21 protein-coding genes are annotated in these 22,628 nt (G+C 71.0%); 4 read left to right on the top strand and 17 right to left on the bottom strand.

The window, feature by feature from the left end:
• From QM626_RS05410 to QM626_RS05365, 10 genes are all read right to left on the bottom strand, one after another.
• Positions 1–960, bottom strand: a 960-nt coding sequence (locus tag QM626_RS05410; RefSeq protein WP_415074767.1) for an ABC transporter permease, incomplete at its 3' end; no start/stop codon positions are given.
• Complete coding sequence (locus QM626_RS05405) at positions 957–1,901, bottom strand: ABC transporter permease (protein ID WP_415074765.1); 945 nt, start codon at positions 1,899–1,901, stop codon at positions 957–959. The genes QM626_RS05405 and QM626_RS05410, both read right to left, overlap by 4 nt.
• 71 nt (positions 1,902–1,972) lie before the next feature.
• Positions 1,973–3,541, bottom strand: a complete 1,569-nt coding sequence (locus QM626_RS05400) for an ABC transporter substrate-binding protein (protein WP_415074763.1) — start codon at positions 3,539–3,541, stop codon at positions 1,973–1,975.
• A gap of 73 nt (positions 3,542–3,614) precedes the next feature.
• Positions 3,615–4,064 (bottom strand): VOC family protein, encoded by a 450-nt coding sequence (locus QM626_RS05395; protein WP_415074761.1) that lies wholly within the window; start codon positions 4,062–4,064, stop codon positions 3,615–3,617.
• A gap of 1 nt (position 4,065) precedes the next feature.
• A complete protein-coding gene (locus tag QM626_RS05390) occupies positions 4,066–4,659 on the bottom strand; it encodes a flavin reductase family protein (protein WP_415074759.1) in 594 nt (197 codons plus the stop codon).
• A 2-nt stretch (positions 4,660–4,661) separates the two neighbouring features.
• Positions 4,662–5,819, bottom strand: coding sequence for an acyl-CoA dehydrogenase family protein (locus QM626_RS05385; protein WP_415074757.1), 1,158 nt, complete (start codon positions 5,817–5,819; stop codon positions 4,662–4,664).
• Positions 5,820–5,860: 41 nt separating this feature from the next.
• Positions 5,861–6,649 (bottom strand): MoaF C-terminal domain-containing protein, encoded by a 789-nt coding sequence (locus QM626_RS05380; protein ID WP_415074755.1) that lies wholly within the window; start codon positions 6,647–6,649, stop codon positions 5,861–5,863.
• A gap of 158 nt (positions 6,650–6,807) precedes the next feature.
• Positions 6,808–8,304, bottom strand: coding sequence for a DUF222 domain-containing protein (locus tag QM626_RS05375; RefSeq protein WP_415074753.1), 1,497 nt, complete (start codon positions 8,302–8,304; stop codon positions 6,808–6,810).
• Positions 8,305–8,342: 38 nt separating this feature from the next.
• Positions 8,343–9,110 (bottom strand): SDR family NAD(P)-dependent oxidoreductase, encoded by a 768-nt coding sequence (locus QM626_RS05370; RefSeq protein WP_415074751.1) that lies wholly within the window; start codon positions 9,108–9,110, stop codon positions 8,343–8,345.
• Entirely contained in the window at positions 9,097–10,377 is a 1,281-nt protein-coding gene (locus tag QM626_RS05365; RefSeq protein WP_415074749.1) for a multidrug effflux MFS transporter, read from the bottom strand. The genes QM626_RS05370 and QM626_RS05365 overlap by 14 nt, the downstream gene beginning before the upstream one ends.
• Positions 10,378–10,552: 175 nt before the next feature.
• On the opposite strand from QM626_RS05365, the gene QM626_RS05360 reads away from it, so the two are divergent.
• Together QM626_RS05360 and QM626_RS05355 are read left to right on the top strand one after the other, a co-directional pair.
• Positions 10,553–11,473 carry a LysR family transcriptional regulator gene (locus tag QM626_RS05360; RefSeq protein WP_415074747.1) on the top strand — a complete coding sequence of 307 codons (921 nt, stop codon included), beginning with the start codon at positions 10,553–10,555 and terminating at the stop codon, positions 11,471–11,473.
• A 133-nt stretch (positions 11,474–11,606) separates the two neighbouring features.
• Positions 11,607–11,984: a hypothetical protein gene (locus tag QM626_RS05355; RefSeq protein ID WP_415074745.1), complete on the top strand. Its 378-nt coding sequence runs from the start codon at positions 11,607–11,609 to the stop codon at positions 11,982–11,984.
• 7 nt (positions 11,985–11,991) lie between these two features.
• On the opposite strand, the gene QM626_RS05350 is transcribed toward QM626_RS05355, so the two are convergent.
• The 7 genes from QM626_RS05350 to QM626_RS05320 all read right to left on the bottom strand — a co-directional run bounded on the left by QM626_RS05350 (position 11,992) and on the right by QM626_RS05320 (position 19,502).
• Positions 11,992–12,912, bottom strand: a complete 921-nt coding sequence (locus QM626_RS05350; RefSeq protein ID WP_415074743.1) for a LysR family transcriptional regulator — start codon at positions 12,910–12,912, stop codon at positions 11,992–11,994.
• A gap of 257 nt (positions 12,913–13,169) precedes the next feature.
• A complete protein-coding gene (locus tag QM626_RS05345) occupies positions 13,170–14,138 on the bottom strand; it encodes a fumarylacetoacetate hydrolase family protein (protein WP_415074741.1) in 969 nt (322 codons plus the stop codon).
• 1 nt (position 14,139) lies between these two features.
• Positions 14,140–14,433: a putative quinol monooxygenase gene (locus QM626_RS05340; RefSeq protein ID WP_415074739.1), complete on the bottom strand. Its 294-nt coding sequence runs from the start codon at positions 14,431–14,433 to the stop codon at positions 14,140–14,142.
• 110 nt (positions 14,434–14,543) lie between these two features.
• A complete protein-coding gene (locus QM626_RS05335) occupies positions 14,544–15,956 on the bottom strand; it encodes an FAD-binding protein (protein ID WP_415074737.1) in 1,413 nt (470 codons plus the stop codon).
• A complete protein-coding gene (locus QM626_RS05330) occupies positions 15,953–16,801 on the bottom strand; it encodes an ATP-binding cassette domain-containing protein (RefSeq protein ID WP_415074735.1) in 849 nt (282 codons plus the stop codon). Before QM626_RS05330 ends, QM626_RS05335 begins: the two co-directional genes overlap by 4 nt.
• On the bottom strand, positions 16,798–18,561 hold the full coding sequence (locus QM626_RS05325) for a dipeptide/oligopeptide/nickel ABC transporter permease/ATP-binding protein (protein ID WP_415074733.1): 1,764 nt from the start codon (positions 18,559–18,561) through the stop codon (positions 16,798–16,800). Before QM626_RS05325 ends, QM626_RS05330 begins: the two co-directional genes overlap by 4 nt.
• Entirely contained in the window at positions 18,558–19,502 is a 945-nt protein-coding gene (locus QM626_RS05320; protein WP_415074731.1) for an ABC transporter permease, read from the bottom strand. Before QM626_RS05320 ends, QM626_RS05325 begins: the two co-directional genes overlap by 4 nt.
• A 193-nt stretch (positions 19,503–19,695) precedes the next feature.
• Here QM626_RS05320 and QM626_RS05315 point away from each other — a divergent pair, with 193 nt between their 5' ends.
• Together QM626_RS05315 and QM626_RS05310 are read left to right on the top strand one after the other, a co-directional pair.
• Positions 19,696–21,276: an ABC transporter substrate-binding protein gene (locus QM626_RS05315; protein WP_415074729.1), complete on the top strand. Its 1,581-nt coding sequence runs from the start codon at positions 19,696–19,698 to the stop codon at positions 21,274–21,276.
• Positions 21,277–21,354: 78 nt separating this feature from the next.
• The gene (locus QM626_RS05310) at positions 21,355–22,554 is read left to right on the top strand and encodes an acyl-CoA dehydrogenase family protein (protein WP_415074727.1); all 1,200 of its coding nucleotides are present in this window, start codon (positions 21,355–21,357) and stop codon (positions 22,552–22,554) included.
• The last annotated feature ends 74 nt before the right edge of the window (positions 22,555–22,628 follow it).

Here is a 22,628-nt window from a genome sequence, read left to right as displayed (position 1 = left end):
GACCGGCGCCGGCGCCGCGTGCCGGTGCCCCGGACGGCGCGGCGCGCGACGGTGGACCCGCTGCCCGCTCCACCGCTCGGTCGTCACATCGCGGACCCCCTCGCCGAGCATCGCGGCCGACATCGCGGTCAGCGCGGTGACGACGCCCGCGCTGACCATGAGCCACGGCTGGGTTCCGAAGATCTGCGCGCCGTCCCCGATCATCAGGCCCCACGACGGGTAGGGCGGGTTCGTGCCGAAACCGAGGTAGGCGGCGCCGGTCACCAGCAGCAGGGCCATGCCGATGAGCATGGACCCCTGCACCAGCACGGCGCTGCTGATGCGCGGGAGGACGTGGCGCCAGAGGACCATCCACTGCGGCAGGCCCGCCACGCCGGCCGCCTCGATGAAGGCCTCCTGCCGGAACGAGAGCGCGGTCGCGCGGATGACGCGCATGAGCACGCCGGACATGAGCACGCCGATGCACAGCATCGCGATCCACATGACGTCCTGGAAGACCGTCAGGATGACCAGCAGCATCACCATCCCGGGGAGGGACAGGAGGATGTCGCTCAGGGCCATGATCACCGCATCCGCCTGGCGCCCGGCGTAGCCGGCGACCATGCCGAGCAGGACGCCGACGACCAGCGCGGCGATCACCACGAGGGACGTGTACAGCACGGTGGGCCCGGTCCCCACCAGCAGGCGGCTGAAGGTGTCGCGGCCGAGCTGGTCGGTGCCGAGCAGGTGCGCCCACGACGGCCCCTGCATGGATGCCGCCAGGTCGCCGGAGAGCGGGTCGTACGGCGCGATGCACGGGCCGACGACCGCGACGACGAGGACGAGCAGGAGGAAGACGAGCGAGCCGAAGGCGAGCGGTCGCCGGGCGGCGAGCTGGAGGACGACGGGACGGGCCCGCCGGGCGGCGCTGCGGGGGCTGCTGGCGATGACGCCGGTGGCGTCGGGGATGGGGGCGGTCATGCTTTCACTCGCACCTTCGGGTTGATGGCCGCGTAGACCAGGTCGAGGACCAGGTTGACCACGATCACGATCAGGCAGATGTAGATCGCCGCGGCGACGATGACCGGCAGATCCCGGTTGAGCGTGGCACGGATCGCGATGGAGCCGAGCCCGGGGAGCCCGAAGACGCTCTCCACGAGGACCGCGCTGCTGATGACGGTGACGAACTGTCCGCCGATCATGGCGATCGTGGGTATCGCGGCCGTCTTGGCGACGTGACCGAACAGGATCCGGCGCCGGGAGTACCCCTGCACCCGCAGCGCGTCGACGAACTCGCGCGACAGCGTGTCGTCGATGCTGTCCCGGCTCTGGCGGGAGATGCCGGCGATGCCGCCGATGCACAGGGCGGCGACCGGCAGCACCAGGCTGCGCAGCCACGCGACCGGGTCGTCGTCGAACGAGGTGAACCCGGTCGCGGGGAACCACCGCAGCTGGACGCCGAAGATGTTGCTGAACACGAGCGCGATCCAGAACGTGGGCAGCGCCATCCCCAGCAGGGCGACGATGTCGAGGGAGCGTGAGAGCGCGCCGCCGCGCACCGCCGCGAAGGTCCCCAGCGTGATCCCGATGAGGCTGGAGATCAGCACCGCGCCGAGGGCGAGGGGGACGCTGACGGCCAGACCCTTGTTCAGCTGCACCGTCACCGCCTGCGGCGTGACCGTCGAGGTGCCGAGGTCGCCGTGCAGGGCTGCGGTCACCCACTCCAGGTAGCGCTGCCAGAGCGGCAGGTCGAGGTGCAGCTGGGCGCGAAGGGCCTCGAGCTGCGCCTCGCTGGCGTTGGGCCCGAGGATCGCCTGCGCCGCGTCGCCCGGGATGAGCGAGACCAGCACGAAGATCAACGCGGAAACCACCAAGAGCAGGACGACTCCCATGATCAGTCGTCTCAGGACGATCTTCCACATCCGGCTTCACTCCATCGTGTCGAAATCGGGGTGGCCCATCCCGGCCTCACGGCCGGGATGGGCCGGTCGTCTCAGGACGACTTTGACACCGCGAGGTCTGCGGTGGGGGCGACGATGTTCGGCTGCGGCACCGTGTAGGTGTCCGAGGGCAGCACGACGTCCTCGGATGCGAGGTCGATCGTCTGGATGGTGGCGAGCGGGACGCTGAACGAGATCTCGTTGAGGTACTCGTCGAGCTCCTCGAGCGCCGCGGCGAACGCGTCGGAGTCGGCCGCGGAGGCCGCCTCCTGCACGAGCTCGGTGACCTTCGGGTCCTCGACGCCCGTGGGGTTCAGGAGGGTCCCCGGCTGCACGATCGACTGGGTGACGAGCGTGTAGAGGTCGCTGGCGAACATCGGGTAGATCACGGCATCGTACTCGCCGCTGTTGATGTCGTTCAGGATGCTCTGGAAGTTGCCGGTGCCCACCGTCAGCTCGACCGTGATGCCGGCGCTGGCCAGCGCGTCGGTGACCGCCTGGCCGAGCAGGCCGCCGGCGTCGACCGTTCCGGCGCTGTACAGCGTGAACGTCACCCCGTCGGCATAGCCGGCCGACGCCAGCAGGCTCTTGACCTGGTCGAGATCGTAGGGGTACGAGTCGTCGAGGTCCGAGACGTAGCCGACCTGGCCGGTCGGTGCGGTCTGCTCCTGCGCGACGGCGTAGCCGGAATAGAAGTTCTGCACGAGCGAGTCGCGGTCGATGGCGAGGTTGATCGCCTTGCGGACGTCCGCCGAGGCGAGCGGCCCGCTGGTCGTGTTCAGGAACTGCACCGAGGACCAGGTCGTGTATCCGGTGATCGTCTGCTGCCCCTCGATCGCGCTGGCGCCGACCTGGGCGAGCGGCATCTGCTGCGCGATGTCGACCTGACCGCTCTTCAGCGCGGACAGTCGTGCGTTCGCGTCGGCGAGGATCTGGATCTTGACCTCATCGAATTTGATCGCGTCCTGCTCGAAGTACGAGTCGTTGGCGGTGAACGCCACCGTGGAGCCGGAGACGGTGTCGGCGGCGTCGAGGGAGTACTGTCCCGCGCCGTCGGAGGCGGTCTCCAGCGAGTCCGGGTCGGCGACGCCGTTCGGCCCGATGAGCAGGCCGAAACCGTAGTACTGGGTCAGCGACTCCACGGCGTTCGGGAACGGCTCGGAGTAGGTGATGCGCACCGTGTCGTCGTCGACGGCCTCGACGCTGGCGATCTTGCCGACCGACAGGGCGTTCGAGTTGGGCGTGTCGAGGAAGTACTGCAGCGACGCCGCGGCGGTCTGCGCGGTCAGCTCGCCTCCCTGCTGGAAGGTGACGCCGTCACGGATCGTGAACTCGAACACGGTGTTGCCGGTTCCGACATATCCCCAGTCGGTGGCGAGATCGGGCAGGTAGCTGCCGTCGTTCGCCTTGTAGATCACCGGGTCGTACGCGAAGGCGACGACGTTGCTGACCGGGGTGAGGACGGGGTTCAGGCTCGTCGGGGCGGCCTGGCTGGCGATCGTGAGCAGCTCGGATCGGCCCGAGGTGCTCGTCGAGCCCGAGCTGGACCCCGAGCAGGCGGAGAGCGCGATCGCGACGACGGCGAGCGCAGCGCCGGCCGCGACGCGGACGGATTTCTTCACAGGTGACTCCTTTGTCTGTTTTCTTGATGGGAGGGGCGGTGTGGGTCTTCGACGGGTGTCCCGCCGGCGTCCCTCAGGCGGGGGCGCCGGGGGCTCCCGGCGGGGGCGGCGGGGTCGGGGCGTGCGGGTCGCGCAGCCGGATGACGTTGCCCTCCGGGTCGGCGACGAACGCGGACATGCCGCTGGGACCCGGGTGCGCCGGCATCAGCACCGTCGCCCCCGCGGTCTCCAGCCTGGACAGGGTCGCGTCGAGGTCGTCGACGTCCACCTGGACGCCGGCCAGACCCCGCAGCAGCGCGGCGTCGAGCGGGTGCGCGACGCGGTCGCGACCGGTCGAGCCGGTGCGGTGCAGGAGCTCGAGCGTCCAGCCGGCGTCGGAGCCGAGCACGACGCCTTCGAGCTGATAGGGCTCGAGGCCGAAGCGCCCGGCCGTGGTCAGGCCGAAGCTGTCGCCGTACCAGGCGGCAGCGGCGTCCAGGTCGTCGACCGAGAGCGTGAAGCCCGTCAGGGCGGACGTGGTCATGTCAGTTCTCCTCCAGGGGTGAGCGTGCGGGGTCGTCGAGCGCGGGCAGCCAGGGGCCGGAGCCCCAGACCAGGTCGGCCTCCCATTCCGGGCGCCGGAGCGGGAGGGAGGAGAGCTGCGCGAAGCGGCTGCGGAAGAACACCAGCGGATGCGGATGGTCCTTCGCCTCCAGCGCCTCCACCCGGCCGAGGGCGATCAGGTGGTCTCCGGCGAGGTGGACGGCGTCGAGGCGGCAGTCGATCCAGGCGATCGCGCCGTGAAGACGGGGCGCGTCGGTCGCACCGCGCGTCCACTCGACGCCGGCGAAGCGGTCGGTGATGCCGGGCCGGCCGAAGCGCAGGCACAGCTCGTCCTGGTCGCTGCCGAGCACGTTGACGGTGAACGCACCGCTGGCGGCCACCCGCGCCCAGCTCGCCGACTGCACCGAGGGAGAGATCGCGACCAGCGGAGGATCCAGCGAGACGGAGAAGAACGACTGGCAGGTGAACCCCGCCGGCTGCGCTCCCGCGCCCGTGACGATCGTCACGCCACTCGCGAACGCGCTCAGCGTCGCTCGGAACTCGGCGGCCGTGAAGGCCGCCTCGGGAGTGCTCATCGTCATACCGGCAGCCGGGAGATGTTGCCGTCCTGGCCCAGCAGCACCTTGCCGTAGACCTCGCGGCCGACCTGCCAGCTCACCGCACCGTGGCGGGAGGTGGTGCTCACATCGCGCCACGCCCGTTCGAAGGGGCTGGACGAGGCGAACGCGCCGGAGCCGACGGCGGTCATGATGATGTCGATCGCCTCGGTGATGTTCTTCACGATCCAGCCCGCCTCGCCGCGGATGCGCGCGCGCTCCAGCAGCGGCAGCTCCTCCCCGGCCGCCTCGACCTCGTCGAGCGCCGTCGTGGCGCGGAGCAGGTGCAGCCGCGCGGTGTCGATGCGCAGCGCGGCCTCGGCGAGGTCGTTCTGGAACGACGTCGAGGTCGCGGCCGGCTGATAGATCGTGCCGTTGACGGCCTTCCGCTCGCCGTACTCGATCGCGCGGTCCAGGGCGCCCTGGGCGATGCCGATGGGGATGGCGCAGGGGCCGATCGAGAGGATCGGGTTGGCCGGCGGCGGCCCGGCGAGCAGCTCGACCCGGTAGTCGGGGACGAAGACGTCGGCGGCCACGACGGTGTCGCTCTCGGTGCCGCGCATCCCCGCCGCATCCCAGGTGCGCTCGATCGTGACGTCGCTCACGGGCACGAGCGCCTTCGCGATCGGCCCGGGACCGTCGGGGCCGTCGCCCTCGCCGGGGACGGCGAAGAACAGCGACACCCAGTCGGCGTGGGCCGAGCCCGAGACCGAGAACCAGCGCCCGGAGACGCGGTAGCCGCCGTCGACCTTCTTCGCGTCCCGCGAGGGCGTGCCGCTGCCCGCGATCCTCACATCGGGGCCGTTCGCGAACAGCTCGGCCTTCATCCGCTCCGGCAGGTGCGCGGCATTGCCGACGCCCCCGGAGTACACGCCGATGACCCAGGCCGTCGACGCGTCGCCGGCGGCGAGGATGGAGAGGATCTCGTTGCGGGTGCGTCCGCTGACGGCGTAGCCGCCGTACTCCTTGGGCGCGTTGTAGCGGAAGAAGCCCGCCTGCCGGAGGTCCTCGATCGTCTCGTCGGCGATCCGGCCCGTCTCCTCCATCTCGGCGGCGCGCTCGCGGAGGACGGGGACGAGTGCCTGGGCGCGGGAGACGAGCTCCTCGTGCGTGGGGATGTCGGTGGCGATGGTGCTCATGGTGCTCCTGTCGATTCGGAAGAGGACGGTCGTCGTGGCGCTCAGATCGGCTGCAGGCCGTCGGGGTAGTCGGGGCTCTCCCCGACGGGGATGATGTGGCCGCCGATGCCGCGGCTGACGGCGTGGAGGAATCCCTCGGGATGCAGGACCTTCGCGGTCGTGCGCAGGGCGTCCAGGTCCAGGAGTGCGACCATCGCCGAGCCGCTGTCGTACTCGCGCCAGCCGACGACGTAGACGTCGTCGGCGAAACGGTAGTGCGTGATCAGGTGGCAGTCGGCTCGCCCCGGCGTTCCCGTCGTGGAGACGTTGTGACCGACGAACTTCTGCGAGTTGATGTAGATGTGCTCGTACAGGTTCTTCGGGCTGTAGCGGTACAGGTGTCGACGCCCGATGAGATCCCGGGTCGGAGCGGGGGCGTCGCCGGTCTGCTCGACGCCGTGGATGCGCGCCGCCGTGAACTCGTGGCGGATCTCCGGACCGCGCGACCACGTCTCCTCGGGGTGGAAGCGCTCCTGATGGATCACGAGCGCCCATCCCGTGGCGGGAGCGACGACGACGGTCACCGCCTCCTGGGCTCGGACGAACTCCGTGAAGTCGACGTCGATGAAGAACGTGCCCGGGGCGGCCTCGACGACGTCCACCGGATCGTCGCCCGAGCCGGCCCAGTCGCGACCGTCGGCCTGCCAGGCGGCCGTCCGTTCCCCGACCTCCAGCAGGAGACGACCGCCCCCCTCGAGCCGCAGGTCGAGGGCGGTCCCGGCGAGCGCGTCCGTGGACGGCAGCCGGAACGTCGCCAACGATTCCATGGGGGCCGGCGGAGTGGGGGGCATGCGTCATCTCCTTCGATGGTGCGGAACGGCATTCCGGGTCTGGAATACGATTCTGACCAGCCCGGAGGCCATCCGTTCATCGAGGATCGACATCGCTGGTATGGCGCCGCCCGTCACGGCGTGCGCCCGACAGCCCGTCCGCGGTTCCCGCGTACGCCTCAGGCGACCAGGTCATACCGCGCTCTGCCGCCGAGGCGCGGTGAGCGGTCTGGGTCGAGCCATGGCGGCGGGACGAACCATACGTTCGCACGGACGCCCGGTCCGTCGAGGCGGATCTCCCACCCGTCGTCGTGGATGCGGTGGTGACAGGCTGTGCAGAGGAGGACGCCGTTGCGGAGGTCGGTGGTGCCCTGGTCCCGTTTCCACCAGTCGATGTGGTGGACCACGGTCATGCCCGGCGGTGCGCCGCAGAACGAGCACCCGCCGTCCCGCTCGACCAATGCGAGCTTCTGCGCGCCGGTGAACAGGCGCTTGGCGCGCCCCCAGTCGAGCACCTCACTGTCTCCGCCGAGGACGCAGGGGATGATGTGCGCGTCGACAGCCAGCCGCCGGGCCGTGCCTGCCCCGATCGAGGCAATGACGCCGTCGATCGTCGCCGTGCCGGTTCCGGATTCCAGGTCGTCCAGGCTCATCCGGACCACCACCGTGGTCTGAGGCCCGGTGGGCACGCTCGTGCACCCGATCGCATGCCGGCACAGGTCGGCCAACGCATCGGCCCGGATCTGGCCGACCGTGCGACCGTCCTCCGCCGCCAGCTCCGGCACCGCGGCAGACCCACCGGCCGCGGCCGACCGCTCACGTGTCGCACGGCTCCGGACAGCGGCCTCACGGCGACGCAGCACCCCGGTCACGATGCCTTCGATCGCGGCGGCGACCGGCGCCCCGGTCACCGGGTCGAGTCTCCCGTTGATCACGAACATGCCCGCACGATCCTGGTGGATCGACAGGGTGCGTTGTCCCCGCCGCTCCTGATCCCGAGGCTCTGTGCCGTCGGGGTCGAGGTGTGCTTCGGCACGCAGCAACAGCTTCTGCAACTGGTCGATCGACAGCCCCGGTGCCGCATCCACCAGACGCCGCTCCATCGCCGCCATCGCGACCGCATCCGCCCGCAACGCGACCCGGTCCAGGAGCGAGATGATGGCCCCGGCCGCGAGCGTGCCGATCGTGGCGGCCTGAACGGCAGCGGCCACACCGGGATGCCGCGCCGGCCGTTCCTCCCCGCTCAACGCCAACCGCGGCGCGGTGGCCTCGCCGACGCTGATCGCCCGCGCCGCCTCGGCCGGACTCGTCCCGGTCACGGTCGAGATCATCGCGGTGGGAGAGCGGAAGCCGTTCTTGCGCGCCAGCGAATCCTTGCCCAGCTCCGTACGGGACTGCCGGGAGATCTCCGCCGCCACCGGCAGGTACGCGGCGTCCACCGCGCGCCGCAGCAGACCGAATGCCTCATTGAGCGCTACCAGCTCGCCCGACCCCAGGCCCGCGACGGTGCCCGCAGGGCACAGCGCCCGCACGGCGTCCAGCGCCGTCGCCGCGGTCGCGAGGAGATCGTTCATGCGAACAATTCTACGAGTGACCACCGACATGAGTGGGAACAGATGTACGACCTGTGGATAAGCCCACGGGATGTCAGAGACCGTCCGTGGGCGATCGACCACCGATCTGGTCGAGGTGTGCGCCGCCGGCCTGGCCGGACTCAGCCGAGCACCGACCCCCCGCCGTCCACCACGAGGTTGACGCCCGTGATCCACGAGGCCTCGTCCGAGGCGAGGAAGATCGCCGCGTTGACGATGTCCGACGGCTGACCGACCCGGCGCATCGGGATCCGGTCCCAGGTCTCCTTCAGCGGCGCGGGCGGCGCGTCGACCAGGAACTGCGTGGCCTCGGTCACGATGAAGCCCGGGGAGATGCAGACGGCGCGGATGCCGAACGGACCGCCCTCGACGGCGAGCTGCTGGGTGAGGTTGATGACCCCGCCCTTCGCCGCACCGTGCACGTTCTGCGGGATGAACTCCACCCCGCGGATCCCGGCGATCGAGCCGATGTTGATGATCACCCCGCCGTCGCGCTTGAGATGCTCCCACGCGTGATGGACCGCGTAGAAGACGATGTTCAGCTCGAGGTTGATGTTCTTCTGCCAGTCCGCGACCGGCAGCTCGTCGATCGTCTTGAACGGCGCCTGCCATCCGGCGTTGTTGTAGAGGATGTCGATGCCGCCGTACGTCGCCACGGCATCCTCGATCCATCTCGCGACCTGCTCCGGATCGCCGGCGTCGACCGGCCCGAAGCCGGTGATCTCGCCGCCGGCCTCCCGCACCAGTCGGACGGTCTCTTCGAGCGCTTCGGCATTCAGATCGCAGCCGACGACCTTCGCCCCCTCGGCCGCGAACTGCTTCGCCGCCTGGCGTCCCATGCCCGCGCCGATCCCCGTGATCAGGGCGACCTTGCCCTCAAGACGACCCATGTGCTTCTCCTTCTGTCATGCGCGCACCTCCGTGATGCGCGGCGGATCCGGATGCCGCCGCGACGCGGCTCGGACGCGGGCGCAGCACCAGCCACCCGGCCCAGGCCAACGCCACGGCGACGCTGACGACGATCGCGAACGGCAGCGGGTTCGCTTCGCCCGCGATCTCCACGAGCGGGGAGACGATCCCCGCTCCGACGAACTGCACGGCGCCGATCACCGCGAGCGCGGATCCCGCCACGTGCCGCAGCCCCTGCAGCGCGTAGGTCGTGGCGGGCCCGAAGACCAGCCCGACGCTGCAGGCGATCAGGAACAGGGCGGGCAGCATGGTCACCGCGCTCACCGTGCCGGTGAGGACGGTGACGAGCACGACCAGCGCCCCGGCGCCCTCGACCGCGAGACCCAGCGCGATGATCGACCGGTCCCGCCAGGGTCCCGACAGCCGCGCGGTCACCAGCCCCGAGATGATCAGTCCGGCCCCGTTGACGCCGAACACGATCGAATAGGCCAGCGCCGACAGCCCCAGCACCGACTGGATGAGGAACGCGGACGCCGCGATGTAGGCGAACTGGCCGGCGAAGGCGAACCAGATGACCGTCGCCCCGCCGACGTAGGTGCGTGAGCGCAGCGCGGTCGCGGTGTTGCGCGGCAGCGCACGCAGCGCGCCGGCGACGCGGCGGTGGACGGGCAGGCTCTCGGGCACCAGGACCGCGACGAGCAGGAAGCAGACGGCGGAGAGCACCGCCAGCCCGACGTAGATCGCGCGCCAGCCCCAGAGCGCCATGACCGCGACGCCGAAGATCGGGCTGAGCACGGGCCCCAGCCCGGTCAGAGTGCCCAGCAGCGCGAACGAGCGCGTGAGCACGGACCCCTCCGCGAGATCCGACAGCACCGCGCGCGTGATCACCATGCCGAACGAGGCGCCCAGCCCCATCGCGGCGCAGCAGGCGATCAGCACGACGAGGTTCGGCGCGAATGCGGCACCGACCCCGGCGACCGCCATCACGGCGCTGCCGATGAGCAGGGGCACGCGGCGTCCGATGCCGTCCGAGAGGGGGCCGGTGACCAGCTGGCCGAGGGCCATCCCGAGGGTGAAGCCGGTGAGGGCGAGCTGCACCTGGCCGTTCCCGGCGTTCAGGTCGTCGGCCATCGTGGGCAGCGCCGGCAGGTACGCGTCGGTGCCGAACGGGCCCATCATGGTCAGCGCGCCGAGCGCGATCAGCAGCGGCACGCCGACGGCGGAGGCGCGGGATCCGGACGATGCCATGTCAGTCCGCGGCCACGGGCGCGAGCGGGCGGGTCATCGTCGGTCTCCTCCATCGTCGGCGCGCGGCATGCGCGTCCTCCACGTTAGGGACGGGCCACGGCCCGTGGAACGGCCCAGCGGGGATACCTGTCATCGTCCGGAGTCGCGGGACGGCGGCGGTCGATAGCATGTGGTCATGGCCAGCGGCGGTTATGACCTCAATCTCCTCATCCCGTTGCGCGCCCTGCTCGAGGAGGCGAACGTCACCCGCGCCGGCCAGCGCGTGCAGCTCGGCCAGTCGTCGATGAGCTCGGCGCTGTCCCGGCTGCGGGTCGTGTTCAACGACGAGCTGCTGGTGCGCGTCGGCCGCGACTACGAGCTGACGCCGTTCGCCCGGCTGCTGCTGCCGCAGGTGCAGGCCACCGTCCCCCTGCTGGAGCGGGTGCTCTCGAACGACCCCGAGCCCGATCCGGCCGCCGCCGTGCGCACGCTCACCCTCATGATCACCGACTACGGCATCATGCGGCTGCGCGGAGCGATCGCGACCGTGCTGGCCGAGGCGCCCGGCATCCAGGTCGAGCTGCTGCCGCTTCCGGAGCGCCCCATGGAGAGCGAGCGCGACCTCGTCACCAACGACTTCGTCGTGACCGTCCCGGGCATCGGGATCGACGGCCCGCACGAGGCCCTGCTGGAGGACGAGTACGCGTGCCTGGTGGATGCCGCCAATCCCGCGCTGCGCGACGGCGTCCTGTCGTTCGACGACTTCGTCGCGCTCCCCCAGGCGGTCGCCCAGTTCGGGCGGCTGCATTTCACCCCCGCCGACAGACGCCTGCGCGAGCTGGGAATCGACCGGCGGGAGCCCCGGGTGACGACCTCGTCGTTCCTCCCCCTGCCCTCGGTGGTGGCGGGAACCGACCTCGTCGCGGTCGTGCCGCGGGTGCTCGCCGAGCAGCTCGGCCCGGTCACCGGGACGGTCGCGGTGGACGCGCCCTTCGGCTCGGTGGAGATCGCGTTGAAGCTGTGGTGGCATCCGAGCCACGACGCGGATCCGGTTCACGTGTGGTTCCGTGAGCGCTTGACCGCGGCGCTGGCGACGGAGCTGGCGGCGGCGGCCTGAGTCTGCCTCAAACGACCCGCAGTCGGGGCGATGGGAGCCATCGCGCATCACCTGTTCCGCGCTCCCCGCCGCCCGCCTAGCGTCGGTGTGACACGCAGCGAAGACGCTGCACCGTCCAGGAGCGCTTACCGCAATGACCCTCCCCTCCGTCCTCGTCATCGGCCCCGAGCTCGCCGGGGCCCCCGTGGCCCGCGCTCTCGTGCGCCGCGGCTGGGAGGTCGTCCTCGCCGACCCTGCCGGCACGCCCGCCGATGTCGAGCTGGCGACCCGGATGCGCGAGGACGGCGTGGAGCTGCGGCTGGGCACCACGCTGCTCGGCTGGCTCGATCTCGACACGCACGTGGAGGCGGAGCTCTCGGACGGGCGCGTCGAGAACTTCGATCTCATCGTGGACGCGGACCCGGCGTCCACGATGCCGGCGGGGGCGCGCATCGTCGCGCTGCCGGCCGACACCGCGGACCCGGTCGGGTGGGCCGACGTGCTGCCGGTGCCGGGATCTCCCGGTCGGTGACCGCGCCTCAGCGGGCGGGCTCGGCGAACTCCACCCGTTCGGCGACGGTGCGGAGGATCCCGAGCAGCCATCGCACCGCCGGGTCGTCCGAGCGGGACGGGTGCCAGAACACCGACTCGACCAGCACCGGCAACGGCACCGGGATGCGGACGACGGCGAGCTCGAGCTCGTCGCCGTACCGCTCGGCCAGCCGCGCCGGGACGAACCCGAACATGTCGGTGCCCGAGACCGTGAACGGCACCGGCAGGAAGCCCGGCACGGTGCGGGCGACCTGCGGGCGGATGCCGGCGGCGGCGAGCGTGTCGTCGGCGAACATGACGACGCCCTCGGCGAGGGAGACCCGCACGTACGGCAGCTCGGCGAGGTCGGCGGCGGTCAGCATCCCGCCTCCCGCCCTCGGGTGCCCGCGCCGGACGATGCACACCATCTCGTCGGAGAACAGCGACTGGCGCTTCCCGGGCACGCCGTGGGCCGCCGAGGCGACCACGACGTCGTCGCGCAGCAGATCGACGGGGCCGATCGCGCCCAGCGGGCCGAACTCGATCGAGACGCCGGGCGCCTCCTCCTCGAGCACCGCCAGCAGCGGCGCGGTCATCACGGCGAGCGCGTAGTCGGACGCCGACAGCCGGAACTGCCGGTCGCTGGTGCGGGGGTCGAACGACGGCCGCACGTCCAGCGTCCGGCCGATCTCGAGCATCGCCTCGTGCACGATCGGCACCAGCGCCGCCGCACGCGGGGTGAGCTCGCTGGTGCGGCCGCTGCGCACGAGCAACGGGTCGCCGAGGAGCTTGCGCAGTTTCGCGACCGCGCCGCTGACGGCGGGCTGGGTCAGCCCGATCGCCTCCCCGGCGCGCGTCAGGTTGCGCTCGGTGAGGATGGCGTCGAGCACGACGATGAGGTTGACGTCGACGCCCCGCAGATCCGACATGATTCGCTCCTTCGCGCCCCGGTTCACGATACCGGGGCGCGAAGCAGCTCAGAGCCGGTCGGGGCCGTAGGTGCGGCGGGGACCGGACCTCAAGCGGTCGCGCAGATAGGCGGCTCGCGCCGCATCCCTGCCTCGCACAACCTCAGCGATCCGCACAACCTCAGCCGGAATCCCCCACCGCAACGGAGGTTGCGCGAATCGCTGAGGTTTCGCGATTGGCGGGCGCTTGCCGGCGGCGTCATGCGGGCTGCGCGGCCTCAGAGCCGGTCGGGGCCGTAGGTGCGACGAGCCGGCGGGGCGGTGTAGCCGGGGCTCACCGTCTCGACGATGCGGTTCTCGATCGTGCCGAGGCCCTCGACCGTCATGGTGACCACGTCGCCGACCTGCAGCGGCGGGATCACCAGCTCGCCGCCGGCGCGGGACCAGCGCTCGGAGAGAGCGCCCTGCGACGCGGTGCCCGTGGCCAGCACGTCGCCCGCGCCGACCCAGGCGTCGCGTGAGGCGTGCACGAGCATCTCCTCGAACGACCACGACATGTTGCGCAGGTTGTCGGTGCCGACGACCTCGCCGTTGATCGCGACGGACATGTCGAGCGCGTAGCGGTCGCCCTCGCGGTACTGCTCGAGCTCGTCGGGCGTCGTGAGCCACGGGCCGAGGGTGTTCGCGAAGTCCTTGCCCTTCGAGGGTCCCAGGCCCACGCTCATCTCCCGGCCCTGGATGTCGCGCGCGCTCCAGTCGTTGAAGATGCAGAAGCCGGCGATGTGCTCCGCGGCCTCCTCGATCGGCACGTCGCGGACGGTGTCCTTGACGATCATCGCGACCTCGAGCTCGAAGTCGAGCTTCTGCGTGAACGGCGGCATCGGGATGTCCGCGCCGGTGGGCAGCACGGACCACGGGTTCATGAACAGGAACCGCGGCGCCTCGTACCAGGCGGGCGGCACGCTGCCGTCGCCGCCCTCGGTCTTCTTCATCCCCGCGATGTGGGCCTCGAACACGAGGAAGTCGCGCATCGCGCGCGGCTGCACCGGCACCGCGAAGACGGCGTCCTCGATCGGCAGCTTCTGGTAGCGGCCGCCGCGCACGTCGAGGTCGCGCCGCACGTCCTCCGGCAGGTGCAGCAGGTCGAGGATCTCCGGGTCGCCCGGCACGTCCTGCAGCTTGCCGTGCTGCACGCGGCCGGTGTGCTCGATGCCGTTGGGGCCGATGTAGCGCGCGTACTGCGCCATCTCAGAAGTCCAGCGTCTCGTAGAAGTCGCGCTGACGGGTCTCCAGGGCGGGGATCGCCTGGCCGAGCGCCCACTTCTCGAAGTGCGGGTAGGTGCCGTGCGCCTTGAAGGCGTCCTCGTCGGCGTACACCTCGAAGATCCGGAAGATGTTCGGCTCCTCGGGGCTCTGGTACGCCTGGTAGTAGATGTTGCCGGGCTCCTCCCGCGAGGCCGGCGACAGCTGCTCGAGCGCGCTGCGCACGGTCTCCTCCTCGCCGGGCTTGGCGATCCAGGTGGCACTGCAGATGAAAGCCATGGGGTTTTCCTTTCTCAACGTCGTCGTCGGGGACACGGCCCCACTCGACCGTACGGGCGCGGGATGCCGAGAGCCACCGCCGTGCGGCGATGCCTGCTATCAACGGGGGCTCAGACGCCGACCGTCTCCCAGTGGTTGCGGTTGAGGGTGGCGGGATCGTGCGTCAGGTAGCGGGCGAACCGCCCCTCGGGGTCGCGGTCGGCGATGATCCGTTGCAGTCGGGCGAAGCTCTCCTCCGACATGAAACGCACCTGACGGTTGGTGAAATCGCTGTCGCCCAGGTACTGACCGGCGGTCACGGGCTCGGCGTGCGCGAAGACCTCGGCCATCCACGCCCGGTTGCGCTCCTCCTCGGCCGGATCGTCGTAGACGGTGTACGCGTTGATGATCGCCTCGGTCTGCAGCGACAACGCCATGTCGGGCAGCTCCCGGCGCATCGGGGCGTTGCTCATCCAGATGGCGAAGCCCTTCTCGGTCGGGTTGTCGGTGAACAGCGGTCGGATGGCCGCCACCGCGCGCGCGATCCCCTCCGGGGTGTTCTCCGCGTCGATCCAGGCGTTGTCGGCGAGGTACTGCGCGTGCTCCGGGTTCTGGAGCTCCTGCTGAGCACGCTGCTGCGCGAGGGTCGACTCGGCGGCGTCCTGCACGAAGATCGCCCGCTCCAACGCCGGGTTCTCGTTGAACGGCGCGAGCGCCGCCCGTGCCGCCGCCGCGTCGTCCACGAGGGCGACGCCGGTGACCAGGAAGACCCGGCGCTCGGTGCCGTCGGGCAGCGGCACCGGCGTGGAGATCGCGACGATCTCGACATCGGTCGAGATGCGATGGTGCGCCTCCCAGAGCCACGTCATGACCTCCGAGAAGTCCTCGAGCTCGAACGCCTGCACGGTGTGACCGAGGAAGCCGAACGTCGGGCGGGTGCGGATGTGGAACCGCACGACGACGCCCGGGTACGAGGGTCCGGCGCCCCGCGCGGCCCAGTACAGGTCGCTGTTCTGCTCGGCATCCGCGCGGACCAGCTCACCGTCGGCGGTGACCACGTCGACCGCGACGACCGACTCCGCCGCCCAGCCCCAGCCGCGCTGGTTCCAACCCTGTCCACCCTGCAGCAGGAAACCGCCGATGCCCACCGACGGGCAGTGGCCGCCGTTGAAGAACCGGCCCCGCTCCTCCAGGTAGGGCGAGAGCTCGTCGCCGCCCTTGGTGGCAGGGCCGGCCGAGACGATCCCGGTCCCCTCGTCGTAGCTGATGTCGGTGAGCGCGCCGAGGTCCAGCAGCAGGCCGCCGTCGCGGACGCTCCACGCCGCCCACGCGTGACCGCCGGAACGGACCGCGATGGTCCAGCCCTGCTCGCGGGCGAAGCGGACTGCCTCCTGCACGTCCCGCTCGTCCGCGGCGAAGAGCACCGCCGCGGGGCGGCGAGCGGGACGGCGGCCGTTGAAGATCCTGCCGAGGACCGCCTCCTCGAAGTCGTCGTCCTGCGGCACCACCAGGCGTCCGGTGAAGCGGGGGGCAGCGTGAGTCATCGTTCTTCCTTCTCCTCATCTCGATCGGCGAGCTCCTCGTCCCTGTCGACGAGCGCGATGCGCGCCCGGCGCCGCTCGGCCTGCACCCGAGGGTCGGGGCTGAGGGTCGCGGCGAGCAGGCGTCGGGTGTAGTCCTGCGTCGGGTGGAGCACGAGCTCCGGCGCCGGCGCCGTCTCGACCAGGCGGCCGCGGTTCAGCACGGCGATCCGGTGCGAGACCGATCGCACGACGTCGATGTTGTGCCCGATGAACAGGTAGCTCTGTCCGAACTCCCGCTGCAGCTCCCGCAGGAGGTCGAGGATCTGCGCCTGCACGGACAGGTCCAGCGCACTGGTCGCCTCGTCGCAGACCACGAGCCGGGGCCGGGTGATCAGCGCGCGGGCGATCGCGATGCGTTGGCGCTGCCCGCCGGAGAACTGCGCGGGGTACAGATCCTTCGCGGATGCCGGCAGCCCCACCCGGTCGAGCATGAGCCGCACCCGTTCGGCGACCTCCGCTGCGCGCACCGATCGGACCCGCAGCGGCTCGGCGACGAGGTCGCCGACGCGCAACGCCGGGTTGAGCGAGCTGTACGGGTCTTGGAACACCATCTGCATCCGGCCGTCGAGCCGACGGGAACCGCGGGCGAGCTCCTCGTCCTCGAAGCGGACGGCTCCGCCGGAGGTCGGGAGCAGCCCGACGAGCGCCCGGCCCAGGGTGGTCTTGCCCGACCCGGACTCGCCGATGAGGCCGAGCGTCTCGCCGCGGGCGATGTCGAGGTCGATGTCGTAGAGGATGCGGGTGCGCGACCGGCGCGTGCCGAGCTCGACGCTCAGGCCCCGCACCGACAGCAGGGAGCCGGTCATCGCGCACCTCCTTCCGCCGGCACGGGCCCGTCCGCGGCCGGCGTCTCGGCGAGTCGACGCGCCTTCTCGATGAGCATCGCCGTGTACGGGTCCCGCGGGTGGTCGTAGAGCCGCGCATAGGGTCCCTCCTCCACGACCCGGCCGCCTCGCATCACCAGCGCGCGATCGCAGAGCGCGGCGACGACGCCCCAGTCGTGGGTCACGATGAAGATCGACATCCGCAGCCGCTCGCGCAGCTCGCGCAGGAGGTCGAGGATCTCCGCCTGGACCGTGACGTCCAGGGCGGTGGTCGGCTCGTCCGCGATCAGCAGCGCGGGATCGGCCACGAGCGCGCGGGCGATGGACACGCGCTGCGCCATGCCGCCGGAGATCTGATGCGGGTAGAGCCGCGCGACGCGCTCGGGGTCGGCGATCTGCACGAGGCGCAGGAGCTCCAGCGCACGCTTCTCGGCATCCGCCCGGGAGCTGCCGCGGTGCAGCCGCACGCTGTCGCGGAGGATCGCGCCGACCCTCATCGTCGGATCGAGGGCGACCATCGGCTCCTGCGAGATGTAGGCGATGCCGGTGCCGCGCAGGCGCCGCATCTCGCGGTCGTCGAGCACGGCGAGGTCGGTGCCGCGGAACAGGATCTCGCCGCCCGTGATCTCGCCGCCGCCGCGAAGCAGGCCCAGCACGGCGCGCGCCACCGTCGTCTTGCCCGAGCCGGATTCGCCGACGATGCCGAGGATCGACCCGGCGGGCAGTTCGAAGTCGACCCCGTCCACCGCCGTCCGCCCGCGATAGGCGACGCTCAGACCGCTCACCCGCAGCAGCGGCAGGGTCGCATCTCCCGCGGCGAGCCCGCGGACGGGGCGGGCGGCGACGTGCGCGCGGCGCCGGACCGGCTGCGCCCACGCCTCGACCGAGACGTCGCGGATCGCGTCGCCGAGCACGCTGAGGCATCCGATCGTGAGGGCCAGCACGCCACCGGCGGCGACGAGCATCCACGCGTTCGCGCGCAGCACGGTCGTGGCCTCGGCGATCATCGATCCCCAGGAGGGCTCGGGCGGAGTGACCCCGAAGCCGAGGTAGGCCAGGCCGGCGGTGAACAGCAGCGACATGGCGGCGACGATGGTCCCCTGCACCAGGATGGGACCCAGCGAACGCGGGACGATGTGCCGGAAGATGATCGCGATCGACGACACGCCCGACACCCTCGCCGCATCCACGAAGAGCTCGTGGCGGACGGCGATCGCACTGCCGCGCACGTTGCGCAGCACCGGCGGGATCATCAGCAGGCCCAGCACCATGTTCGCGAGCAGGAACTGCCCGCCGAACACCGCCAGGACCACCAGGATGATGACCATCACCGGCATCGCCTGCGCCAGGTCGACCACGCGCATGCAGAGCTGATCGAAGCGGCCGCCGAGGAATCCGCAGCTGACCCCGAGCGGGATGCTGATCGCCAGCGCCACGACGACCACGATGAGGCTCGCGGTCAGAGAGGGGATCCCGCCCCACATCAGCCGGCTCAGCACGTCGCGGCCGAGCTGGTCCGTGCCCAGCCAGTGCGCCGCGGACGGCGCCTGCATCGTGTTCGTCAGGTCGTTCGCGTACGGATCCTGCGGGGCGAGCCAGGGCGCGCCGTAGCAGGCGACGAGGATCACGGCGAAGACCACCAGCGCGATCACGGCGTCGGGACGGCGCAGCAGGCGCAGGGCGATGCCCCGCTGCACGGGACGCGGCGCGACGATCGCCGCGGTGCTGTCGGGGGCGCTCATCGCGGCACTCTCACTTTCGGGTCGAGCCAGGCGTAGAGGACGTCGACGACCAGGTTCACGACGATGACGATCACGCAGTAGGTCAGCACGATGCCCTGGATCAGCGGCAGGTCGTGCCCCACCGCGGCGGTGACCGCGGCACCTCCGAGGCCGGGCATCGCGAAGACGTTCTCGACGAGCACGGTGCCGCCGAGCAGACCCGTGAAGAACACGCCGATGCCCGTCACGATCGGGATCGCCGCATTGCGCAGCCCGTGCCGCCAGACGATCCGCCGCTCGGACCAGCCGTCCGCGCGGAGCGAGTCGATGAAGTCGCGTCCGAGCGTCTCGCGCATGGCGTCGCGCGTCTGCTTCGCGATGAGGGTCACCCCGCCGACGGCGAGGGTCACGACCGGCAGCACCAGCGACCGCGCCCACAGCTCCGGCGACTTGGCGAACGCGACGTATCCCGTCGCGGGGAGCAGGCCGAGCCAGACCGAGAAGACCGCGACCAGGACGATGCCGACCCAGAAGTTCGGCAGCGCGATGCCGAGGACCGCCACGCCGTCGGTCACCCCGGAACCGACCCGGCCGCGCGTCGCGCTCACGGTGCCCAGCACGATGCCGATGACGGCGCAGACGACGGTCGCGCCGATCGCCAGCGACAGGGTCACCGGCAGGCGGGATGCGATCAGCTCGGTGACCGGCTGGCGCGACACCAGCGAGTCGCCCAGGTCGCCGCGCAGAGCGTTGCCGAGCCACTGCAGATACTGCAGCCACAACGGCTGGTTGAGACCGAGCGACTCCCGGAGGGCGTCGACCTGCGCCTGCGTCGCGGTCGCACCGAGGATCGTCCGCGCCGCGTCGCCCGGCGCGAGCGCGACGAGGACGAACGTGATGAGCGAGGCGGCCAGCAGCAGCGGGATCGCCCAGATCAGACGCACGGCGATGAGCCTCAGCATCGCCGCCGCCTCGTCGTCACTGTTCTGCTCACGGATGTCCTCGCATTCAACGTCGTCGGTGTCTGCTTCTCGCGCAACGGGCCGGGGCCATGGCTGCCATTCCCGGTCTGGCGTTGCTCCCCGGCCAAGGCTATATTACAGTCACTGAAAATGAAATGCGGCAAGGGTGCCGCGTCAGGAGGTAGCAGTCCACATGCAGTCAGCCATCCGAACACCACGCCGACGGTCCGCCCTTCGGCTCCTCGCCGCAGTCGCCGCGGGCGGTCTCATCGCGACCGCCCTGGCCGCGTGCAGCGGCGGGAGCGGCAGCGACACCACACAGCAGACCCTGACGATCGGCATGGCCCAGACGGCCAACAACATGGATCCGCACACCGCGAGCCCGGCCGCATACGTCTTCCCGGCGTACGCGACGCCCATCTACCTCGCTCCGGACGGCGATCTCGTCCCGGACCTCGCCACCGAGTGGGGCTACACCGACGACCAGAACACGACGTTCGAGTTCACGCTTCGCGACGGCGTGACCTTCTCGGACGGCGACACGCTGGACGCCGACGCCGTCGTGGCATCGCTCGAGCGCTTCCTCGACCTGGAGGGCAACCAGAACCTCGCCTCCGCGGGCCCCGTCTCGGCGATCACGGCCGTCGACGACGACACCGTGCGGATCAGCTACAGCGAGCCGTTCCCGAACGCGGCGCTCTCCCTGACCCAGGACTACAACTTCGGCTTCATCATCAGCCCCACCGGCCTGGCCGATCCCGACAGCCTGATGACGGAGTCGCACGGTGCCGGACAGTACGTGCTGGACGCGTCCCAGACCGTCATCGACAGCGTCTACACCTTCACGCCGAACGCGAACTACTGGAACCCCGACGCGGTCAAGTTCAGCGAGGTCGTCCTCAAGCCGACGACCGATCCCGCGGCCCAGCTCGCCGCGCTGGAGAGCGGCGAGATCGACTACGCCATGAACATGAGCGCGATCAACGTCGCCTCAGCCGTCAGCGCCGGCTTCGTCAACGCCTCCGGCGCCGGCCAGATCTGGTACCTCATGCTGCAGGCCCGGGACGCCGCGCCGCTGTCCGACAGCCGGGTGCGCGAGGCGATCTCGCTCGCGATCGACCGTGACGCGATCGTGTCCTCCGTGTTCCAGGATCTGGGCGAGCCGCTGAGCTCGAACGTCGCACCCGGTCAGCTCGGCTCGTACCAGACGGAGGTCACCGCCCAGGACATCGCGCAGGCGAAGGAGCTGCTCGCGGAGGCCGGCTACGCCGACGGGTTCACGCTCACGGCGCTCGACACCGACGCGCTCGACGCGAACTCCGCTTTCGCCGTCGCACTGCAGGGCCAGCTCGCCCAGGTCGGCATCACCCTGAACCTCGACGTCGCCTCCGGCTCGTTCGACACGTTCCTCGGCAGCCTGTTCGCCGGCACCGACCAGACGACGGCGTTCCCCCTGCAGAACATCAACCTGTACAGCCAGTACCTGCTGAACCTCACCGCCGGCTCCATCGCGAACCTCGCGGGCAGCACGGACGACGCGGTGAGCGCCGCGGTCGCGGAGACGGCGATGTCCGACGAGGACACCCAGGACGCCGCCTACACCGACCTCGCCAAAGCGCTCGACGACGCGCTCTGGAACGTGCCGGTCGCGCTGGCGTACACGAACCACCCCCACGTGGCCAGCCTGGAGAACTTCGCCGAGACGAGCGTACAGATGACGCCCGACGGGTTCGCGCCCGACGCGAGCCTGTCCTGGCAGTTCGCCGCGAGCTGACGCCGGGCATCCACCCCGGTCGGGGGGGCGGCGAGGGGGCGGCGCCCGCCCGACCCCCGAACGAGGAGAATCACAGAGATGAGCACGCCCACCCCCACGGCCCCGACGACCGCCGAGCTCGCCGCGCGAGCCCGCGCCCTCGTCCCGCTGCTGCAGGAGCACGCCGCCGCGGTCGACGAGACCGGCCGGATCGACCCGTCGGTCATCGCCGCGATCCGCGAGGCGGGCCTGCTGCGCCTGACCACGCCGAAGCGCTACGGCGGCTACGAGATCGGATTCCGCGACCTGATCGAGATCGGCAGCATCCTCGCGGAGGGCTGCGGCTCGACCGGCTGGGTCACGGGCTACGCCAACACCGCGAAGTGGACCGTGGGGCTGTGCAACGCGCAGCTGCAGGACGACGTCTTCGCCGACCCGGACGTGATCATCTCCGGCAGCAGCAAACCGTCGTTCGACGTCGAGACGGTCGAGGGGGGCTACATCATCTCGGGCACCTGGCCGTCGCTGTCCGGCGTGCCGCACTCCGGCTGGGTCGGCGTGTTCTTCGGCCTGACGGGCGAGCCCGGGCAGCCGCCGCGGATCCTCGAGGCCCGCATCCCCACGAACGAGGTGACGATCAGTCACACCTGGAACGTCATCGGCATGCGCGGCACCGGGTCCGAGTCGGTCACCGCCGACCGCGTGTTCGTGCCGGAGCACCGCACGATCGACGCGAGCACGTTCCGCAGCAACGACTTCCACAACTATCCGACGCCGTACGACGAGCCGCTCTACCGCAGCGCCGTGCACCCGGTCCTCTCGGTCGTGATCGGCATCACCCCCCTCGGACTCGCGCAGGCCGCTCTGGACCTGGTGGTCGAGAACGCGAAGACCCGTCCGCTGGGCGGCACGACCTATGATCCGCAGAGCGAATCGGTCTCGGTGCAGAACGAGATCGCCGAGGCGGCCGCCCTGGTCGACTCGGCGCGGCTGCACCTGTACCGGGCCGGAGCGGACATCGACGACTGGGCGGCGCGGGGCGAGGTGATGCCGCCGGAGATCCGTGCGCGCGTGCGCGCGGACACCGGCTTCGCGGTCACCGCGGCATGCGCCGCGATCGATCGCCTGCTGACGGCGGTGGGCTCGGGCGCCTTCTCCACGTCCAACCCGCTGCAGCGGCTGTGGCGCGACGCGAACGTGGCCGCCCGTCACGGCGCCGCGAACTGGATGCTGAACCGCGAGCTCTACGGGAAGGTGCTGCTCGGCGTGGACGCCTCGTTCAACCGGCTGACCGTCTGATCCCTCGACACGCCAGGGCCGGGCGCCCCCCCGGGGGGGCGGGCCCGGGGGGTGGGGCGCAGAGCGGGGCGCGG

The sequence above is a fragment of the Microbacterium sp. genome, from assembly GCF_047606385.1.
Classification (GTDB): domain Bacteria; phylum Actinomycetota; class Actinomycetes; order Actinomycetales; family Microbacteriaceae; genus Microbacterium.
Note: the sequence above shows the minus strand (reverse complement) of the source record. Positions and strands in the feature narration are given on the sequence as shown.

Bases quoted from the DNA above. Each gene is read 5' to 3' on its own strand.
- QM626_RS05405 (WP_415074765.1), bottom strand. From the start codon at position 1,901: ATGTGGAAGATCGTCCTGAGACGACTGATCATGGGAGTCGTCCTGCTC.
- QM626_RS05395 (WP_415074761.1), bottom strand. From the start codon at position 4,064: ATGACCACGTCCGCCCTGACGGGCTTCACGCTCTCGGTCGACGACCTG.
- QM626_RS05390 (WP_415074759.1), bottom strand. From the start codon at position 4,659: ATGAGCACTCCCGAGGCGGCCTTCACGGCCGCCGAGTTCCGAGCGACG.
- QM626_RS05385 (WP_415074757.1), bottom strand. From the start codon at position 5,819: ATGAGCACCATCGCCACCGACATCCCCACGCACGAGGAGCTCGTCTCC.
- QM626_RS05380 (WP_415074755.1), bottom strand. From the start codon at position 6,649: ATGCCCCCCACTCCGCCGGCCCCCATGGAATCGTTGGCGACGTTCCGG.
- QM626_RS05370 (WP_415074751.1), bottom strand. From the start codon at position 9,110: ATGGGTCGTCTTGAGGGCAAGGTCGCCCTGATCACGGGGATCGGCGCG.
- QM626_RS05365 (WP_415074749.1), bottom strand. From the start codon at position 10,377: ATGGCATCGTCCGGATCCCGCGCCTCCGCCGTCGGCGTGCCGCTGCTG.
- QM626_RS05360 (WP_415074747.1), top strand. From the start codon at position 10,553: ATGGCCAGCGGCGGTTATGACCTCAATCTCCTCATCCCGTTGCGCGCC.
- QM626_RS05355 (WP_415074745.1), top strand. From the start codon at position 11,607: ATGACCCTCCCCTCCGTCCTCGTCATCGGCCCCGAGCTCGCCGGGGCC.
- QM626_RS05350 (WP_415074743.1), bottom strand. From the start codon at position 12,912: ATGTCGGATCTGCGGGGCGTCGACGTCAACCTCATCGTCGTGCTCGAC.
- QM626_RS05345 (WP_415074741.1), bottom strand. From the start codon at position 14,138: ATGGCGCAGTACGCGCGCTACATCGGCCCCAACGGCATCGAGCACACC.
- QM626_RS05340 (WP_415074739.1), bottom strand. From the start codon at position 14,433: ATGGCTTTCATCTGCAGTGCCACCTGGATCGCCAAGCCCGGCGAGGAG.
- QM626_RS05335 (WP_415074737.1), bottom strand. From the start codon at position 15,956: ATGACTCACGCTGCCCCCCGCTTCACCGGACGCCTGGTGGTGCCGCAG.
- QM626_RS05330 (WP_415074735.1), bottom strand. From the start codon at position 16,801: ATGACCGGCTCCCTGCTGTCGGTGCGGGGCCTGAGCGTCGAGCTCGGC.
- QM626_RS05325 (WP_415074733.1), bottom strand. From the start codon at position 18,561: ATGAGCGCCCCCGACAGCACCGCGGCGATCGTCGCGCCGCGTCCCGTG.
- QM626_RS05320 (WP_415074731.1), bottom strand. From the start codon at position 19,502: ATGCTGAGGCTCATCGCCGTGCGTCTGATCTGGGCGATCCCGCTGCTG.
- QM626_RS05315 (WP_415074729.1), top strand. From the start codon at position 19,696: ATGCAGTCAGCCATCCGAACACCACGCCGACGGTCCGCCCTTCGGCTC.
- QM626_RS05310 (WP_415074727.1), top strand. From the start codon at position 21,355: ATGAGCACGCCCACCCCCACGGCCCCGACGACCGCCGAGCTCGCCGCG.